Source organism: Nocardia sp. NPDC003345 (assembly GCF_053589395.1).
In genome coordinates this window covers 1-17,401 of sequence record NZ_JBSFRU010000111.1, presented here as the reverse complement: position 1 = coordinate 17,401, position 17,401 = coordinate 1, and the positions used below count along the sequence as shown (strand labels likewise).

The window sequence follows — 17,401 nt, the reverse complement described above, 5'->3', positions numbered from 1 at the left end:
CCCCACTGTCGCCGCCTACGATTCACTGCCCGGACCGCTGCGTGAACTGGCCGAGAGCCTGCGCGCGGTGCACACCAACGTCTACGACTATGTGGGCCGGCACGGTGAACAGCCCGGTGCCAAGGCCCGCGAACACCGCGCCGAATTCGAATCGAGCCTGTACGAGACCGAGCATCCGGTGGTGCGGGTGCATCCGGAGAGCGGCGAGCGCGCACTGCTGCTCGGGCATTTCGTGAAGAGCTTCGCCGGTTTCTCGAGCACCGAATCGCAGACACTGTTCCGCCTCTTCCAGGATCGGGTGACCCGGCTCGAGAACACCGTGCGCTGGGACTGGGCACCGGGCGATGTGGCGATCTGGGACAACCGCGCCACCCAGCACTACGCCGTCAACGATTACGACGATCAGCCGCGGCGGCTCACCCGGATCACCCTGGCCGGTGATATCCCGGTGGGTGTGGACGGCCGTGCCAGCACGGTGATCACGGGTGACGCGGAGCACTACTCGGTGATCGATCAGCCGCGCCGGCTCGCCTCGTGAGCTGTCGCACCGGCACTGTCCCGCCCCGGCCGCCGCGCCGGGGCGGACCCTTTTCCGGGTGCCGGGCGGGTGGCCGCGGACCACTGCGCGACCGCGGCGGCCGGGCGAACCCGGGTGCTGCGGGTTCGCGGCCGATAGGCCACACTGGTGCCCATGAGTTACCGGCCACCGACCGATCTGCCCGTCCGGACCCCGAAACACCCGGTGGCCACATCCGCCAGCGACCGCATCCGGCGTAATCCGGGGAGCCTCGCTTGAGGCGGCGGCGTACGGCCACGGCGCCCCGGGGCCGCAGCCGGGCCGAACTGCGCGCACCCGCGCACCGCCGGCCGACGGTTCATCCGAACCCGGCCGGGCTCAGCGATAAGCCGTGCGGCGGCGTGATGTGCGTGCGGCGCGGTCCGGGGCAGCCGGACCCGCAGCGTTGATCGCCTGAGTCACCGCATCCCCGGCAGGCTCCCGAAGAGGAACTCGAAGACCGTGGGATGGTTCTGGTAGATCCGGGTCGACGGGATGAACGGATTCACCTCGGAGGTATCGGTCACCACGTAATCCGCGTGGCTGCCGGGCACCCGGTCCAGCACTCCCTCACAGCGCGGCCCGCCGGTGGCGTTAACCTTGGGCAGATCGTTGGGGTACTGGTAGGCCTCGGCGCCGTACATGAAGCTGGCGTTGAACGAGGCGCCCGGGTTGCGCCCGCCGAACAGATCCTCGGCCAGCGGCATCGCCTTGGCAAGACCGCGCACCACGCAGTACAGGGTGGGTTTGTAGGTGTCGAGGAGTTCGGTGGTCGGGCGCAGCAGTTCCAGGGCGGTGCCGAGGTTCTGCTCGTTCTCGGTGAGCACGGCGCCGGTGGTGTCGGCCAGGCCGATGGTGTCCAGTAGCAGCGCGTCGAAGTTCTGTTCGTTCTCGACGAGGGTGCCGCTGAGGGCGGTCGCGTTGTCCACGGTGCGCAGCAGCTCCGGCGCGGTATCGGCGTAGAGGTTGGCGACGGCGGCACCGGCCTGGAAATCGTGACGTAGCGCCGGAATGCTCGGGTTGATCTCGCGCAGCAGCCGGTCGGCGTCCACCAGCAGGTTCCCGAGTTCGTCACCGCGGCCCTGCAGGGCGGTGCCCAGGGCCGTGAGGGTGGCGTTGAGTTTGGCCGGTTCGACCATCTCCAAGACCTCGGTGAGGCGTTCGAAGAGGGTGTTGAATTCGACGGTCACCGATTCGCCGCGCAGGACCTGACCCGGTTCCAGCCGGCCGGCCGGATCGGCCGGTTCGACGAAATTCACGTATTTGGCCCCGAATACCGTGGTGGAACGAATATCCACGAGGGCGTTACCCGGGACCAGGCCCATCAGCCCGGGGTCGAGATCGAGCTCGAGGCGGACCTGCCCGTTCTCGGATTCGACCGAGCCGACCCGGCCGATCTGCGCGCCCCGGAACTTCACCTTGGCGTCGGGGTCCATCACCAGTCCGCTGCGGGGGGCGATCACCGCGACGTGCTTCTCGGGTATGAAACCGCCGAAGAACATCGTCAACGAGATGGCCACGACCGCGACGATCACCAGGACCAGCGCCAGTGCGGCCAATTTGTACCGCAGGAAGGCCCAGACCGTGCCCAGTGCCGTGCGTTCGTCGGTGCGTACGGGTACCACCACTCACCTGCCTTGCGATGTTCGGCACCCCGGTGTGCCGAACCAGCCGGATTGATGTCCAGACAGCCGTCCATGTTAAGAGTGATTCAACCCGGACGGGCGGTTTTCGCCGGATGGGTCCGGATTTCGCGCAAGCTCGATGTTTTCGCAGGTAAAACTGAAAAAGGCCCGTTCACCACTGGGGGTGAACGAGCCTCGATCATAGGTCGTCAGCGCACGGGTCAGAGCGCTTTCTCGATAGCCGCGACCAGCGTGTCCGCATCCGGTGTGGTGGTCGGACGGAACCGGCCGGCCACCGTCCCGTCCCGGTTGATCAGGAACTTCTCGAAATTCCACTGCACATCGCCGGCCGCGCCTTCGGCGTCAGGGGTCTCGACGATCTCCCGGTACAGCGCGTGCCGGTCGTCACCGTTCACATCGGCCTTCGCGAGCAGCGGGAAATCCACGCCGTAGGTGGTGGAGCAGAACTGCTCGATCTCCTCGGCGCTGCCCGGCTCCTGGCCCATGAACTGGTTGCACGGGAAGCCCACCACGCTGAAACCACGGTCGCCGTAGGTCTTCTGCAGTTCCACCAGCCCGGTGTACTGCGGCGTGAGCCCGCATTTCGACGCGACGTTCACCAGCAGTACCGCCCGGTCGCCGACCAGATCACCCAGGGTGGTCTGCGTACCGGACAGTGTGTTCACCGGAATATCTCGGACGTTCATTCGTAGCGCACCTGCCAACTCTTGATTCCGTTGATCCACCCCGATCGCAACCGTACCGGATCGGAGACCGACCGCAGGTCGGGCATGGCGTCGGCGATCGCGTTGAACATCAGATCGATTTCGAGCCGGGCGAGATTGGCCCCCACGCAGTAATGGGTCCCGGTGCCGCCGAAACCGACATGCGGATTGGGGTCGCGCAGAATGTCGAACGTGAACGGCTTGTCGAAACCGGCCTCGTCGAAATTGGCCGAACTGTAGAACAATCCGAGCCGCTGCCCCGCCTTGATCTCCTGCCCGCCCAGCACATGGTCCTCGGTGGCGGTGCGCTGGAACGCGGTCACCGGGGTGGCCCAGCGCACGATCTCGTCCGGGGCGGTGCGCGGGCGCTGCTCGCGGTAGAGCTCCCACTGGTCCGGGTTGTCCACGAAGGCCTTCATTCCGTGGGTGATGGCGTTGCGGGTGGTCTCGTTACCGGCCACGGCCAGCAGGATCACGAAGAAGCCGAACTCGTCGGAGGCCAGGCCCTCACCGTCGACATCGGCGTTGACCAGTTGCGTGACGATATCGTCGGCCGGGCACCCGCGCCGCTGCTCGGCCATGTTCCAGGCGTAACCCAGGATCTCGGCCGAGGCGACGGTGGGGTCGCCGTACTCGGGGTCGTCGTAGTTGAGCATCTGGTTGGACCAGTCGAAGACCTTGCGCCGATCCTCCTGCGGCACACCGAGCAGTTCGGCGATCGCCTGCAGGGGCAGTTCACAGGCGACCTGGGTGACGAAATCCCCGCCGCCGGACTTCTTCGCCTCGTGCACGATCCGGTGCGCGCGCTCGGTCAGGGCCGCGCGCAGACCCTCCACCGCCCGGGGCGTGAACCCCTTGGAGACGATCTTGCGCACCTTGGAGTGTTTGGGCGGGTCCATATTCACCAGCAGGGCGCCGGTCAGCGCCATCTGGTCGGGAGTGATATCGCCGGGCAGCCGGACGATGGACCCCTTCTGCTGCGAGGAGTAGAGCTCCGGTTTGCGCGACAGTTCCTTGACGTCCTCGAGGGTGCTGACCACCCAGTACCCGCCGTCGTTGAAACCGCCCGACGCCTCGTCGGTCTGGGCGTTCCACCAGACCGGCGCCGTTTTGCGCAGCAGCGCGAACTCTTCGACCGGGCTGCGTTGTTCCCACAGGCCCGGGTCGGTGAAATCGAACCCGGGAGGCAGTGCGGTTGTCATCAGGAGTCCTTCCCTTCACCCGGCAGCGGACGCAGGGGCGCCTCCGGCTGCACCTCGACCAGCACCAGATGGGCGCCGCGCGGCGTGCCGACCACCGCCGAGACCGCCCGCGCCAGATCGGCGGCCCGCAGCATGTACGGGTGCCGGGCCAGCCCCCAGGACTGCCACGATTCCAGCAGTGGGCCCACGACCTCGGGTTTGGCGTTCATCCCCATACCGGTCACCGTGGGTCCGGGCCGGACCAGCGAGGCCCGGATACCGGTGCCCTCGAGTTCCATGCGCATCTGCTGCACGAGGGCCTCGACCCCGGCCTTGGCGGCGCTGTACGCGCCGTTCCAGGGCCGCGGCGCCGGGGCGCAGTCGGAGCTGATGAGCACCACATCGCCGCGGCGGCGTGCCAGCATGCCCGGCAGTACGGCATGCGCCATCCGGTGCGCGCCGATCAGATGGATCTGCACCTGATGCGCGAAATCCGCGGGATCCATGTCCTGGATGAGACCGAACTCGATATCGCCGGCCCCGGAGACCAGCACCTCGGTGGGACCGATCGCGGCTTCGGACGCGGCGACGAATTCGTCCACCGACGCCTGATCGGTGACATCGAGCCGGTGCGCGAACGCCGTCCCGCCGTCGGCGCGGATCTTGCCGGCCAGTTCCTCGAGAATTTCCACCCGGCGCGCGCCCAGCGCGACCGGGTGCCCCTGGGCGGCCAGTTCCACCGCGGTGGCGGCGCCGATACCGGACGACGCGCCGGCCACGATGGTGGGCCGTTTCTCGGGATGTGGTTCGAACCGGGGCATTACCGCACCTCCACGGAGATCGGGAGCTTGGCGAAGCCCCGCACATTGCTCGAGTGCACGCGCTCGAATCGGTCTTCGTGCACCCGGTAGGACCGCACCCGCGCGGCGAATTCGCTCAGCGCGACGGTGGCTTCCAGCCGGGCCAGATGGGCGCCGAGGCAGAAATGCACTCCGGCGCCGAAGCTGGCCAGATTGCCTTTCTCGGCGCGATCCAGGTCATAGGTGTCGGGATCGTCGAAGACCTCGCTGTCCCGGTTCGCCGAACCGATCAGCAGCAGCACCTTCGACCCGGCCGGGATCACGCGGCCGTGGTATTCGAGATCCTCGGTGGCGGTCCGCGCGACGATCTGGCTGGAGGTGTCGTAGCGCAGGGTCTCCTCGACCCAGTCCGATACCCGCTCCGGATCGGCCACGACCTTGGCGTATTCGTCCGGGTTGCGCCCGGCCCAGTACAGCGCGTTGCCCAGCAGTTTGGTGGTGGTCTCGTTACCGGCCACCACCATCAGGAACATGAACCCGATGATCTCGTCGTCGGTGAGCCGGTCACCGTCGATCTCCGCGTCCAGCAGGGCGGAGGTGAGGTCGTCGGACGGCTTCTCCCGCCGTTGCGCGACCATATCCGCGTAGTAGACGACCAGGTTCAGCGAGGCCTCGATCGCCGTATTCGGCACATCGGTCACCCCGTCCTCGCGGTGCATGACCATATCGGCCATATGCCGGATCTCGTCGCGGTCGGCGGCCGGGACTCCCATGAGCTCGGAGATGACGTCCATCGGCAGTTTGCCGGCGAACTCCTGGATCCAGTCGAATTCGCGGCCCTCGAGCGCCGGTTTCAGGTATTCGAGGGTCAGTTCCCGGATCCGGGTCTCCATATCGGCGACCCGCTTGGGCGTGAAGCCTTTGAACACCAGCTTCCGCATCCGCATATGCCGGGGGTCGTCCATGGCCAGGAACGACATCGTCTTATGGGCGTGCGGTCCCCAGGCGGCGGGGTCGAGCGAGACCCCGTTGGCGTTCGAGAGCCGGGTGGCGTTGCGGAACCCCTGCGTCACGTCCGCGTGCCGCGACAGCGCGTAGAAGTCGAGTTCGGCGTTGTAGTAGAGCGGTGCCTCCGCGCGCAGCCGGGCATAGACCGGGTACGGGTCCTCGTGAAAGGTGTAGTCGTACGGATCGAATGTCACCGGCTCCAACGATGCGGCCGTCATCGGACCCACCTCTGTTTCGATAACGAGTTCTCGCCGGGCGCGGCCCACCGGCCGCCAGGGAGAGACACATAGCTGGACATGTGTCTGGACGGTACCAGCGGCAGGGCCCCGCGACAATGATCGTACGCGAATTGACTGCTCAGAAGCATGAAGTCGACGGGAATCGGAATCCACCACACCCGAGGGCCCCCATTCCTTCACACTTTCGGGCACGATCGGCTTCGAGCCCGCGCGATGGAACCAGTTCTTGCACTCGCGAAAGATTCCGGACTATATTCCATACACCTGTCCAGACAGTATTGGGGTCTTTCATGAACAGTCTTCTGCCCGGCGACAGCTCCCGACTGCTGATCGGCGGGAAGCTCCTCGCCGGCGGCAACGGCGTGTTCGACAATGTGAACCCGGCGACCGAAGAGGTCATCGGCACCGCCGCCGACGCGGACGCGGCCGATATGAACGCCGCGATCGCCGCCGCCCGGACCGCCTTCGACGAGACCGACTGGTCGCGCGATCACGCCTTCCGGGTCCGCTGCCTGCAACAGTTGCAGGCAGGGCTGAAGGCGCACGCCGAGGAACTGCGGGAGATCACCGTCGCCGAGGTGGGCGCACCGATCATGTTCACCAGCGGTCCCCAGCTCGACGGTCCGGTCGAGGATCTGAGCTTCGCCACGAACCTGGCCGCGAACTACGAATGGGAAACCGAACTGGGCGTGGCCGCGCCGATGGGGATCAGCACCCACCGGGCGCTGCGGCGCGAAGCGATCGGCGTGGTCGGCGCGATCACCCCGTGGAACTTCCCGCATCAGATCAACTTCGCGAAACTGGGTCCGGCACTGGCGGCGGGCAACACCGTCGTCCTGAAACCGGCCCCGGACACCCCGTGGTGCGCGGCGGCGCTGGCCTCGATCATCACCGAGGAGACCGATATCCCGCCGGGGGTGGTAAATATCGTCACCTCCTCCGATCACGGCCTGGGCGCGCAACTCTCCGGTGATCCGCGGGTCGATCTGATCAGCTTCACCGGGTCCACCAATACCGGTCGCGCCGTGATGGCCTCGGCCGCGGCCAACCTGAAGAAGACCTTCCTCGAGCTGGGCGGCAAATCGGCGTTCATCGTGCTCGACGACGCCGATCTCGCCACCGCGGTGAGCTACGCCGGATTCTCGCTGTGCGTGCACGCCGGCCAGGGCTGCGCCCTGTCGACCCGGCTGCTCGTACCGCGGAACAAATACGACGAGGCCCTCGAGGCCGCCGCGAACACCATGCGCGGTATCCGCCCCGGTGACCCCGCCAACCCGGGCACGGTCTGCGGCCCGGTGATCTCCGATCGCCAGCGCACCCGGGTTCTCGGCTACATCGACAGCGCCCGCGCCGACGGCGGCCGGATCGTGGCCGGCGGCGGACGCCCGGCCGAACACGACCGCGGTTTCTACGTCGAACCCACCGTCATCGCCGACCTGGACAACAGCGCCGAGGCCGCCCAGGAGGAGATCTTCGGCCCGGTCCTGGTGGTGCTGCCCTACGACGGCGACGACGACGCCATCCGGATCGCCAACGATTCCCCCTACGGCCTGTCCGGCGCGGTCTGGGGCAAGGACCCCGAACGTATCCGCCGGATCACCGACCGGGTGCGCACCGGAACGCTCGGCGTCAACGGCGGTATGTGGTACAGCGCCGACGCGCCCTTCGGCGGCTACAAGCAGTCCGGTATCGGGCGCGAGATGGGTGTCGCCGGATTCGAGGAGTACCTGGAGACCAAACTCGTCGCGACCGCGCAGTAGGCGCGCCTCCCGGCCGCGGTGCCGGACCCGCTCGACAGAGCGCAGAACCCCTGGACAAACGAACTTTCCCGAACAGCGAGGAGCTCATCCCATGGCTCGTTTCACCGGTAGGACCGCCATCGTCACCGGCGCCGCCCGCGGTATCGGCGAGGTCTACGCGCAGGCGCTGGCCGCCGAGGGCGCGACCGTCGTCGTCGCCGATCTCAACGAGGAGGGCGGTACGGCCGTCGCCGAGAAGATCGTCGCCGACGGTGGCACCGCGGCGTTCCACACCGTCGACGTCTCCGATCCGGATTCGGCCAAGGCGCTGGCGGATTTCACCGTGGAGAAGTACGGCAAGATCGATCATCTGGTCAACAACGCCGCCATCTACGGCGGGATGAAACTCGATCTGCTGCTCACCGTGCCGTGGGACTACTACAAGAAGTTCATGTCGGTGAACCTGGACGGCGCGCTGGTGATGACCCGCGCGGTATGGGAGAACATGGCCGCGAACGGCGGCGGTTCGATCGTCAACCAGTCGTCCACAGCGGCCTGGGTGTACTCCGGTTTCTACGGCCTGGCAAAGGTCGGGATCAACGGCCTCACCCAGCAGCTCGCCACCGAACTCGGCGGCTCCAATATCCGGGTCAACGCGATCGCGCCGGGCCCCACCGATACCGAGGCCACCAAGACCACCACGCCGGAGAGCATGGTCAAGGATATGGTCAACCGCCTGCCGCTCAAGCGGATGGGCACCCCGGAGGATATGGCCGGGGCGCTGCTCTACCTGCTCTCCGACGAGGCGTCCTGGGTCACCGGGCAGATCTTCTGCGTCGACGGCGGCCAGGTGATCCGGTAATGAGCGCCGACGCCGCCGGCGGCACCCGGGTCGGGTTCATCGGCCTGGGCGATATGGGCGCGCCGATGGCGAAGAAACTGCTGGAGTGGTCCGGCGGTCTCACCGTCTGCGATACCCGGCCCGAGGCCGTGGAACCCTTCACCGCCGCGGGCGCCGAGGCCGCCGCCAGCGCGGCCGAACTCGCCGCGAAATGCGGCGTCATCAGTATCGCGGTGGTCAACGACCGGCAGGTGCGCGCCGTGCTGACCGGGGAGAACGGCGTGCTCAGCACCGCCGCCCCGGGCACGGTGGTGGCCGTGCACTCCACCATCGGCGACGAATCCGCCGTGGAATTCGCCCGGCTCTGCGCCGAACGCGGCGTGGAACTGGTGGACGCGCCGATCAGCGGCGGCGCCGCGGGCGCGAACAGCGGCCGGCTGGCGGTGATGATCGGCGGGAGCGACAGCGCGGTCGCCGCGGTCCGCGAACCCTTCGCGTGTTTCTCCGATCTGGTCGTGCACGCGGGCGGGGTCGGGGCCGGTACCCGGATGAAGCTGGCCCGCAATCTGCTGCATTTCATCTCCTTCACCGCGGCCACCGAGGCGCAGCGGCTGGCCGAAGCGGCCGGACTCGATATCACCGCGCTGGGCAAGGTGGTCCGCCATTCCGACGCGGTGACCGGCGGGGCGGGCTCGATCATGCTCCGCGACACCACCGCCCCTATCGAGGACGGCGATTTCTGGCTGCCGATCCTCACCCATGTGCGCGAACTGGGCGAGAAGGATCTGTCGCTGGCGCTCGAACTCGGTGACCGGGTGGGAGCGCCGCTGCCGCTGGCCGGACTCGCGCTGGACCGGCTCGGCGCCGGGCTCGGTGTGGGGCGGGGCGAGATCTCGGCCGCCCGGCACAGTGGCGACTCCGCTCAGCGGGACGGCGCCGCAACGACCGCGGCCGGACATGGCACCATCGCCGAACGCGGTGTCTCCGCCGCTGGTGAGCACGATGTCCGCTCCGCGGAACCACAGGCAGCTGGGGCGCGGGACGACAGTAAGGAATCCGAATAATGGCCGATGCCACCACCCTCCGCCCGCTGTCCGCCGCCGAGGTCTCCGAATGGGACCGCACCACCGATGTGGTGGTGGCCGGCTACGGTATCGCCGGTGTCTGCGCCTCCATCGAGGCGGCGCGGGCCGGCGCCCGGGTGCTGATCCTGGAACGCACCAGCGGCTGGGGCGGCGCGGCCGCACTGGCCGGCGGGTTCATCTACCTCGGTGGCGGGACCCCGCTGCAGAAGGCGCTCGGTTTCGAGGACAGCCCGGAGAACATGGAGAAATTCATGATCACCGCGCTGGGCCCGGGCGTGGACAAGGCCAAGATCGCCGACTACTGCCACGGCAGTGTCGAACACTACGAATGGCTGGTGGCCAACGGCGTCCCCTTCAAAGAGGAGTTCTGGGGTGAGCCCGGCTGGGAGCCCCCGCACGACGAGGGCCTGATGTACTCCGGCGGCGAGAACGCCGCTCCGTTCAACACCGTCGCCGATCCGGCGCCGCGCGGTCATGTCCCGCAGATGTCGAACAAGCGCACCGGTTCCAAGGGCGGCGGCTACATGCTGATGAAACCGCTCGCCGAAACCGCCGAGAAGCTCGGTGTGACCGCCGAATACGACACCCGGATCCAGCGGCTGGTCGTCGACGGCGACCGTGTCGTCGGGGTGGTGGCCAAACAGTACGGTAAGGAACTCACCATCCGCGCCGAACGCGGCGTGGTGCTGGCCACCGGCAGTTTCGCCTACCACGATCAGATGATCGAGGGCTTCGCGCCGCGGCTGATCGGCCGTCCGGGCGCGGCCATCGAGGAACACGACGGGATCGCGATCCGGGTCGCCCAGGCGCTCGGCGCCGATCTGGCCCATATGGACGCCACCGAGGTCGCGTTCTTCGGCGATCCGCAGATGATGGCGCGCGGAATCCTGGTGAACGGCCGCGGGCAGCGCTATGTCCCCGAGGACACCTATCCCGGCCGGATCGGCCAGATGACGCTGTTCCACCAGGAGAACCAGGCGTACCTGATCATCGGCGAGGCCGCCTACGAGGAATCGCTGACCACCGAGACCTCGACGCCGTTCTTCCGGCAGCCGCCCACCTGGGCGGCCGAGACCGTCGCCGAACTCGAATCCGATATGGGCCTGCCCGAACTCGCGTTGCAGTCGACCGTGGAGGTGTACAACAAGCACGCCGCCACCGGCAGCGATCCGCTGCTGGGCAAGAAAGCCGAGTGGACCAAACCGCTCGAAGGCCCCTTCGCCGCCTTCGATATGCGCGGCTTCACCGCGGGTTTCACCCTCGGCGGCCTGCGCACCGATCTGGATTCGCGGGTGCTGCATGTGAACGGGGAACCGATTCCCGGACTGTACGCCGCGGGCCGCTGCACCTCCGGTGTCTGCGCCGGCGGCTATGCCAGCGGCACCTCGCTCGGCGACGGCAGCTTCTACGGCCGCCGGGCCGGGATTGCGGCCGCGAAGAACTGAAACGGTACATTCAGACACATGTCCGAAGGTGAACCCGTCGTCGTGGAGGCGACCCGTCGGCGCCTGTCCGCGAAACAGGCCGATACGGTCGACAAGCTGACGAAGGCAGCGGTGGAGGTGCTCACGCGCGAAGGCTTCGCGGGAATGACCATTCGTATGGTCGCCGCCGAGGCCGGCGTGGGCACCGCCACCGCGTACACCTATTTCTCGTCGAAGGAACATCTGGTCGCCGAGATCTTCTGGCGGCGGCTGGTCGCGGCGGAGTCGCCCACGAGCGAGGATCCGGACCCGACCGTGCGGGTGGTGGCGGAACTGCGCGCCATCGCCATGCTGGTCGCCGACGATCAGGAGGTCGCCGGCGCGGTCACCAGTGCCATGCTGGGGCGCGACCCCGATGTGGCCCATCTGCGGGCCCGGATCGGGCTCGAGATCCGCACCCGGATCGAGCGGGCGCTCGGTTCCGACTTCGACCCGGAGGTCGTGGTCTCGCTGGAGCTGGTCTACGCGGGCGCCCTGGTACGCGCCGGCATGGGCTACGCCTCCTACGAGGATATCGCCGACCTCATCGAGAAATCGGCGCTGTTGATCCTGCGCTGACCGGCAAGAGAGAGCTCGAAGGTATGGACCGCCCCAAACAACTCGATTCCCCGATGGTCACCACCGTCATCAAGTACATGTCCAAGGTCAATACCTGGGCATACCGCCGCACCGGGGGCCGGATCGGCGGCACCTGGCGTGTCGGCGCGGGACTGCGCAAACCGGTTCCGACCCTGCTGCTGAACCATATCGGCCGCAAATCCGGGAAACCCTTCACGGCGCCGCTGCTGTACCTGCGGGAAGGCGCGGACATCGTGATCGTGGCATCCCAGGGCGGGCTTCCCAAGAACCCGCAGTGGTACTACAACCTGGTCGCGCAGCCGGATACCACGGTGCAGATCGGCAAGGAGCGCATCCCGGTGCGCGCCCGGCTCGCCGACGATGCCGAACGGGATCGGCTCTGGCCGAAACTGCTCGAACTGTACGCGGATTTCGACAACTACCAGTCGTGGACCGAACGTAAGATCCCCATTTTCGTGCTGAGCCCGCGCACTTCCTGAACAACCACGACGCAGCTCCCGAACCGGGTGGCCGGCCCGGTCCGGGAGCTTCGTCGTATCCGGTCTCCGGTGCCCTCGGCTTCAGGCCTGGGCGGGTACGTTGGCCCGCTCGGCGCCCAGCGTCGTATCCGGGCCGTGGCCGGTATGCACCACCGTCTCGTCCGGCAGCGCGAACAGCCGGTCGTTGATCGAGGCCAGGATGGTCGGGTAGTCCGAGTGCGACCGGCCGGTGGCGCCGGGACCGCCCTCGAAGAGGGTGTCCCCGCTGAACACCACCCCGGCGTCTTCCAGATACAGGCAGCACGAACCGGGCGAATGGCCGGGTGTCTGCAGTACCCGCAGGCGCGAACCGCCCACCTCGAAGACTTCACCGTCGTTCAGGCGCTGGTACTCGACGCCGGGATGGGTCTGCTGCCAGAGCACATCGTCGTCCGGGTGCAGATGGATCGGCGCGCCGGTGGCGGCCGACAGGATGGGGGCCACCGTCACGTGATCGTTGTGGGCGTGCGTGCACACGATGGCGGTGACGCGGCGCCCGGCCACCGCGTCCAGCACCGGTCCCGCGGTATGCGCGGCATCGATGATCAGCACCTCCTGATCGTCGCCGACCAGCCAGATGTTGTTCTCCACATCCCAGCAACCGCCGTCGAGGCAGAACTGCCCCTCGGTGACGACCCGTTCGACGCGGGCGCTCACAGCACCACCACCGAACGCAACACCCCGCCGCCGTGCATGGTGTGGAACGCCTCCTCCACCGCGTCCAGGCCGATCCGCTCGCTCACGAACTTCTCCAGCGGCAGCCGCCCCTGCCGGTACAGATCGATCAGCATCGGGAAATCCCGTTCCGGCAGGCAGTCGCCGTACCAGGAGGATTTCAGCGCGCCACCGCGGCTGAAGAAATCGATGAGCGGCATCTCGAGGGTCATATCGGGGGTCGGTACGCCGACCAGCACCACGGTCCCGGCGAGATCGCGGGCGTAGAACGCCTGCTTCCAGGTCTCCGGGCGGCCCACCGCGTCGATCACCACATCGGCGCCGAAGCCGCCGGTGAGATCCTGGATAGCGGTGACCGCGTCGGTGGTGGAGGCGTCGACCGCATGGGTCGCGCCGAGCTCGCGCGCCCACTCGAGTTTGCGGGCATCGGTATCGACCGCGATGATCGTCGCGGCGCCCGCGAGCCGCGCCCCGGCGACGGCGGCATCGCCGACTCCGCCGCAGCCCAGTACCGCGACGGAATCACCACGGCCGACGTTGCCGGTGTTCACCGCCGCGCCCAGCCCGGCCATCACGCCGCAGCCGAGGAGACCGGCCACCGCCGGATCGGTATCGGGATCGACCTTGGTGCACTGCCCCTCGTGCACCAGGGTCTTGTCGGCGAAGGCGCCGATCCCGAGCGCGGGGGTGAGTTCGGTGCCGTCCTCGAGTGTCATCGGGACGCTGGCGTTGAAGGTGTCGAAGCAGTACCAGGGCCGGCCCCGCTTACACGCGCGACACTGTCCGCATACCGCGCGCCAGTTCAGCACGACGAAATCGCCGGGCTCGACATGCGTGACGGCGGAACCCACCGTCTCCACCACTCCGGCCGCCTCATGCCCCAGCAGGAACGGGAATTCGTCGTTGATACCGCCCTCGCGGTAGGTCAGATCGGTATGGCAGACCCCGCAGGCCTGAACTTTCACGATCACATCGTTGGGCCCCGGATCCGGGACGACGATCTGGACCAGTTCGACCGGGGCACCGGGACCACGGGCGATGACTCCTCGAACCTGCTGTGGCACAGCCTCTCCTCTCGGGCGGGTGATGCGGCGATGCGCGTCTACGCATACGTTATCCGCCCCGAGGGGCTACCGGTCGGCGTCGGGTGCCCGCATCGGACCCGATCCGGGTCATCGGCACCGCGTAGCCGGGCCCGAACGCAGCGCGGCGGTGCGCCCGCCGGGCACACCGCCGCTCTTCCGGCAAACGCTCAGAGAACTCCCCACGCCTGCAGCAGATAGGTCACATTGGCGGCGATGGACGTGACGAGATTCGCCAGATTCAGGGCCGCGGACCCGGCTTCGATCATGTTCTTCTTTCCTCCTGATCCATCCCGACCGGAGCCCAAAATACCCAGCCGACCCCAGTTGGGCAAACGCCCGATTACCGGAAATCGGACGCTCCGGACGGGCGTAGACCGGGAGACGAACAGCCGATCAACTGTCCGTAAAAGTGATCAGACACGTGTCCCACTCAGTGCGCACACGGCATGCCGACGGCCCGCGAGAGCAGTGGAATCCGCGTCCGCGTGGGCTATCGGAACAAGAGTGGAATCAACTCGCCATGCCGGCTTCGGGCTCCGGGCCCGGACCGTCGGCGCGCAATTTCAACAGGGTCAAGCCCGCGGTACAGGCCAGAATGAGTCCGATCACACTGAGCACCACATGCAGCGTCCCGATACCGAAAACCGCCGCCCCGAGCCCACCGGTGAAGACCAGCCAGCCACACACTCTGCCCACTGTCCCGCCGCTGCCGTGCGAGCCGGCATCCGCCGCCTCCACGATCGCCTCCCGCGTCCCGGGCGCCTCCGGCGCTCCGGTCGGGTCGGGGGTGGTCTGGTCTCCCATCATCTACTCCTCGATGGCGACGATCCGAAATCGCGTCGCGCCTAACCACTTCCATACACGCTCATCACAGTGCGATGCCACATGCGTCACTTCAGCAACATACGCTACGACCGCACCCCGACGATTGTTACGCGACACAAGCCCGCGACACGCGGCCGATATCAATTCGATACCTGGACCGTACCCACTGCGGGGGCGATCTACACCGGTCACCGGCCAGATCGACAGGTCCGGGGCTGGTTCCGGCCAGGACGCTGGATTAAGGTGAGGCCACTGACTTATCACAGGAGCGTCACCGATGGACAGCAAAACGAAAGTCGCCGGGCCGCTGGCGGCCGCGGGCGCGGTTTCGCTCGGCCTGGTGTTCATCGGCGCGTGCGGTATCGGCCAGGAGGACACCTACGTCCCGCCGCCGCCGATCCACTCCGGACCACAACCGGCGGAGCAGGCCCGGTTCACCGGGACCACCTCCGGTGTCGCCCAGGTCCTCATTCCCCCGTCGCCCACCTGGCGGATAGCCCCCGATCCCGGCCCACGGCGCACGCTACCGCCCGAATACCAGATCTCGGTCACCTCTTCCACCCGCGCCGGCGATACCGACCGTTCCGAGGAAGCCTCCGAACAGCCGTCCGACGATCCGACCACCACCCGGCGGGTCACCCTCTCCGCGACGCCGCGCCCCACCGCACCGGCCGATCCGAGCTGGACCACCGTCTCGGAGACCGCGCCGGAAATCGCACCGGCGCATACGGAATCGCCGCTACCCGTGCCGCCCGCCCCCGGCGCGACCCCGGACGGCGCCGGAGCCGATCCGACGACGTCCGATGCGGCACCCCCCGCCCCGGCCGGCCCCACTTCCACCGAAACTCCGGCCCCGGCGCCTCCCGCCGACGAGCCGGCACCCGGTACCGAACCGGCCCGGACCACCCTGGCCCCCACGACCGAGGAGCCGGTCGAGCCGACATCCGCCCCGGAGCCCTACGCCTCCGAACCGCCCGGCCGCAGCGATACGCCCCCCACTCCGACGCCCGTCGTACCCACCGTCGTCATCGTCCCGATCTCCTGACGGGCGCCGCGCCCCACCGGTGCCGCGATCTCCGGCCGGGCATGGGCCCGCTGCTCAGAGTTCCGCGTAGGCGACCGCCCGCTGCGCGGCGGCGACCATGGGGCGCAACGACTTCGTGAAGGCCTCCGCACCCACCGGCGCGATATCGACATCGCGTCCGGTGTGGACCGTGTACCGGCCGTCGTCGGCGATATCAATCCAGCACAGCACCCCGAACGGTTTCACCGCCGGGCCACGGCGCACCGACACCACGATCTGTCCGATACCGGTACGCCGCAGTTTCAGCCGGCGCCGGACGAGGCCGGCGACCGTGGGACCCGATACCGGGACGGTCACGCGATCGCGGCCGTCCAGCACCACTTCCGCGCGCGCGGCGCGCAGCCGCTCGCCGGTCCCGGCCGGCGCCGCGGGCAGTGCCGCCACCACCCGGCCCGGCAGCGACGCCGCCGTGGTCGCACCGATCCGCAGCTCACCGCCGCGGTCCGGGCACGGGCCGGGCCCCTGGGCCGCGACCACCGCTATCCGGCCCGCGGACGCGCCGAGAACCCGCACGGTGGTCGCACCCTCGCCGTCCTGACCGAAGACCTCGACACTCACCTCCGGGGCCGCCAGGACCCGCAGCGCCGCTTCGAGATCGGCGTCGAGGGCGGTATCGCACCATTCCCGCAGGGCGGGTAGCGCAGCGGCGCGCTCCACGGAATCGCGCGCCGACAACCGCACGGCGAGGGGATACGGGATCCGGTCGCCGACGGTCCGGTCCCAGGCCAGCGCGAACTGGTCGGGGCCGAGCGTCCAGGTCACTCGGCTTCGCTCCACTCACCCAGGACGGGAGGGGTCGTCGGGTCGAGTGCGCCGATCAGTTCCCCGGTTTCCCCGCCCGGTTCCAGGAAGGTGAGATCGTCTTCGGTCCAGTGGAGTTCGTCGTCCGCGGGGGGCTCGGGGCGCTCGGGGCGCGGCGTCACCGCGGAGCCGGACCGCACGGTATCGGCGGCCATGGCCCCACCCAGCATCCCGCCGATCGCGCCGGCGCCCATTCCGGTGACCGCGTTACCGCTCGAATCACGCTGTTGTTCTTCCCGGCTCCGCTCGTCGCCGCCCTGCGCCGCGGCCGCCCGGACCGGCGCCGAGAACACGGATACGGCCTGCGATGGGCCGGCCGCGGGTGCGGGCGCGGCGGTGGGGGCCGCGGCGGCCGGCGTGGATGCGGCGGACGAGGGTGCCGCAGCGGCCGCGGCCGCGGTATCGGACGGGATCTCCGCCGGAGCCGGGGCAGCCGAGGCGTCCACGAGAGCGGAAACGGGCACTGCCGCGGGCACGGCTCCGTCCGGACTCTGCGCGGCCGGCGCCTCCGCGGCTTCCGGGCGGTCCGGAACGTCCGGGGCCACCGGTCG

General features: G+C 68.5%; 17 protein-coding genes and 1 pseudogene. 8 read left to right on the top strand and 10 right to left on the bottom strand.

The window, feature by feature from the left end; genetic code table 11:
- Positions 1 to 538: TauD/TfdA dioxygenase family protein (locus ACWDU1_RS14905; protein ID WP_449998833.1), on the top strand; the 538-nt coding region annotated here is incomplete at its 5' end.
- 437 nt (positions 539 to 975) lie between these two features.
- Here the strand turns inward: ACWDU1_RS14905 and ACWDU1_RS14900 are convergent.
- The 5 genes from ACWDU1_RS14900 to ACWDU1_RS14880 all read right to left on the bottom strand — a co-directional run bounded on the left by ACWDU1_RS14900 (position 976) and on the right by ACWDU1_RS14880 (position 6,113).
- Positions 976 to 2,127 (bottom strand): MCE family protein, encoded by a 1,152-nt coding sequence (locus ACWDU1_RS14900; protein ID WP_449998835.1) that lies wholly within the window; start codon positions 2,125 to 2,127, stop codon positions 976 to 978.
- 275 nt (positions 2,128 to 2,402) lie between these two features.
- Positions 2,403 to 2,888 (bottom strand): glutathione peroxidase, encoded by a 486-nt coding sequence (locus ACWDU1_RS14895; protein WP_449998831.1) that lies wholly within the window; start codon positions 2,886 to 2,888, stop codon positions 2,403 to 2,405.
- Complete coding sequence (locus ACWDU1_RS14890; RefSeq protein ID WP_449998830.1) at positions 2,885 to 4,108, bottom strand: cytochrome P450; 1,224 nt, start codon at positions 4,106 to 4,108, stop codon at positions 2,885 to 2,887. Before ACWDU1_RS14890 ends, ACWDU1_RS14895 begins: the two co-directional genes overlap by 4 nt.
- A complete protein-coding gene (locus ACWDU1_RS14885; RefSeq protein WP_449998829.1) occupies positions 4,108 to 4,908 on the bottom strand; it encodes an SDR family oxidoreductase in 801 nt (266 codons plus the stop codon). Before ACWDU1_RS14885 ends, ACWDU1_RS14890 begins: the two co-directional genes overlap by 1 nt.
- The gene (locus tag ACWDU1_RS14880) at positions 4,908 to 6,113 is read right to left on the bottom strand and encodes a cytochrome P450 (protein WP_449998828.1); all 1,206 of its coding nucleotides are present in this window, start codon (positions 6,111 to 6,113) and stop codon (positions 4,908 to 4,910) included. The genes ACWDU1_RS14885 and ACWDU1_RS14880 overlap by 1 nt, the downstream gene beginning before the upstream one ends.
- 311 nt (positions 6,114 to 6,424) lie before the next feature.
- Between ACWDU1_RS14880 and ACWDU1_RS14875 the strand changes: the two genes are divergently transcribed.
- The 6 genes from ACWDU1_RS14875 to ACWDU1_RS14850 all read left to right on the top strand — a co-directional run bounded on the left by ACWDU1_RS14875 (position 6,425) and on the right by ACWDU1_RS14850 (position 12,341).
- On the top strand, positions 6,425 to 7,894 hold the full coding sequence (locus ACWDU1_RS14875) for an aldehyde dehydrogenase (RefSeq protein WP_449998826.1): 1,470 nt from the start codon (positions 6,425 to 6,427) through the stop codon (positions 7,892 to 7,894).
- Between the two features lie 91 nt (positions 7,895 to 7,985).
- Complete coding sequence (locus ACWDU1_RS14870; protein ID WP_449998825.1) at positions 7,986 to 8,735, top strand: SDR family oxidoreductase; 750 nt, start codon at positions 7,986 to 7,988, stop codon at positions 8,733 to 8,735.
- Positions 8,735 to 9,778: an NAD(P)-dependent oxidoreductase gene (locus ACWDU1_RS14865; protein ID WP_449998823.1), complete on the top strand. Its 1,044-nt coding sequence runs from the start codon at positions 8,735 to 8,737 to the stop codon at positions 9,776 to 9,778. The genes ACWDU1_RS14870 and ACWDU1_RS14865 overlap by 1 nt, the downstream gene beginning before the upstream one ends.
- Entirely contained in the window at positions 9,778 to 11,244 is a 1,467-nt protein-coding gene (locus ACWDU1_RS14860; protein WP_449998822.1) for an FAD-dependent oxidoreductase, read from the top strand. Before ACWDU1_RS14865 ends, ACWDU1_RS14860 begins: the two co-directional genes overlap by 1 nt.
- Positions 11,245 to 11,262: 18 nt before the next feature.
- Positions 11,263 to 11,841 (top strand): TetR/AcrR family transcriptional regulator, encoded by a 579-nt coding sequence (locus ACWDU1_RS14855; protein WP_449998821.1) that lies wholly within the window; start codon positions 11,263 to 11,265, stop codon positions 11,839 to 11,841.
- A 23-nt stretch (positions 11,842 to 11,864) separates the two neighbouring features.
- Positions 11,865 to 12,341 carry a nitroreductase family deazaflavin-dependent oxidoreductase gene (locus tag ACWDU1_RS14850; RefSeq protein WP_449998819.1) on the top strand — a complete coding sequence of 159 codons (477 nt, stop codon included), beginning with the start codon at positions 11,865 to 11,867 and terminating at the stop codon, positions 12,339 to 12,341.
- Positions 12,342 to 12,422: 81 nt separating this feature from the next.
- Here the strand turns inward: ACWDU1_RS14850 and ACWDU1_RS14845 are convergent, their stop codons facing one another.
- The 3 genes from ACWDU1_RS14845 to ACWDU1_RS14835 form a co-directional block, all read right to left on the bottom strand.
- The gene (locus ACWDU1_RS14845) at positions 12,423 to 13,037 is read right to left on the bottom strand and encodes an MBL fold metallo-hydrolase (RefSeq protein ID WP_449998818.1); all 615 of its coding nucleotides are present in this window, start codon (positions 13,035 to 13,037) and stop codon (positions 12,423 to 12,425) included.
- Positions 13,034 to 14,119 (bottom strand): S-(hydroxymethyl)mycothiol dehydrogenase, encoded by a 1,086-nt coding sequence (locus ACWDU1_RS14840; RefSeq protein WP_449998817.1) that lies wholly within the window; start codon positions 14,117 to 14,119, stop codon positions 13,034 to 13,036. The genes ACWDU1_RS14845 and ACWDU1_RS14840 overlap by 4 nt, the downstream gene beginning before the upstream one ends.
- A gap of 531 nt (positions 14,120 to 14,650) precedes the next feature.
- Entirely contained in the window at positions 14,651 to 14,944 is a 294-nt protein-coding gene (locus ACWDU1_RS14835; protein WP_449998816.1) for a hypothetical protein, read from the bottom strand.
- A gap of 298 nt (positions 14,945 to 15,242) precedes the next feature.
- Here ACWDU1_RS14835 and ACWDU1_RS14830 point away from each other — a divergent pair, with 298 nt between their 5' ends.
- On the top strand, positions 15,243 to 16,010 hold the full coding sequence (locus ACWDU1_RS14830) for a hypothetical protein (protein WP_449998814.1): 768 nt from the start codon (positions 15,243 to 15,245) through the stop codon (positions 16,008 to 16,010).
- Positions 16,011 to 16,064: 54 nt separating this feature from the next.
- Here the strand turns inward: ACWDU1_RS14830 and ACWDU1_RS14825 are convergent, their stop codons facing one another.
- A complete protein-coding gene (locus tag ACWDU1_RS14825) occupies positions 16,065 to 16,811 on the bottom strand; it encodes an ESX secretion-associated protein EspG (protein WP_449998812.1) in 747 nt (248 codons plus the stop codon).
- Positions 16,808 to 17,401, bottom strand: a pseudogene (locus ACWDU1_RS14820) (hypothetical protein); the annotation flags it as partial. The gene ACWDU1_RS14825 and the pseudogene ACWDU1_RS14820, both read right to left, overlap by 4 nt.

Excerpts from the sequence above, each read along its gene's own strand:
- ACWDU1_RS14895 (WP_449998831.1), bottom strand. The coding sequence starts at position 2,888 with ATGAACGTCCGAGATATTCCGGTGAACACACTGTCCGGTACGCAGACC.
- ACWDU1_RS14835 (WP_449998816.1), bottom strand. The coding sequence starts at position 14,944 with ATGGGAGACCAGACCACCCCCGACCCGACCGGAGCGCCGGAGGCGCCC.
- ACWDU1_RS14875 (WP_449998826.1), top strand. The coding sequence starts at position 6,425 with ATGAACAGTCTTCTGCCCGGCGACAGCTCCCGACTGCTGATCGGCGGG.
- ACWDU1_RS14855 (WP_449998821.1), top strand. The coding sequence starts at position 11,263 with ATGTCCGAAGGTGAACCCGTCGTCGTGGAGGCGACCCGTCGGCGCCTG.
- ACWDU1_RS14860 (WP_449998822.1), top strand. The coding sequence starts at position 9,778 with ATGGCCGATGCCACCACCCTCCGCCCGCTGTCCGCCGCCGAGGTCTCC.
- ACWDU1_RS14865 (WP_449998823.1), top strand. The coding sequence starts at position 8,735 with ATGAGCGCCGACGCCGCCGGCGGCACCCGGGTCGGGTTCATCGGCCTG.
- ACWDU1_RS14880 (WP_449998828.1), bottom strand. The coding sequence starts at position 6,113 with ATGACGGCCGCATCGTTGGAGCCGGTGACATTCGATCCGTACGACTAC.
- ACWDU1_RS14850 (WP_449998819.1), top strand. The coding sequence starts at position 11,865 with ATGGACCGCCCCAAACAACTCGATTCCCCGATGGTCACCACCGTCATC.
- ACWDU1_RS14830 (WP_449998814.1), top strand. The coding sequence starts at position 15,243 with ATGGACAGCAAAACGAAAGTCGCCGGGCCGCTGGCGGCCGCGGGCGCG.
- ACWDU1_RS14890 (WP_449998830.1), bottom strand. The coding sequence starts at position 4,108 with ATGACAACCGCACTGCCTCCCGGGTTCGATTTCACCGACCCGGGCCTG.
- ACWDU1_RS14870 (WP_449998825.1), top strand. The coding sequence starts at position 7,986 with ATGGCTCGTTTCACCGGTAGGACCGCCATCGTCACCGGCGCCGCCCGC.
- ACWDU1_RS14885 (WP_449998829.1), bottom strand. The coding sequence starts at position 4,908 with ATGCCCCGGTTCGAACCACATCCCGAGAAACGGCCCACCATCGTGGCC.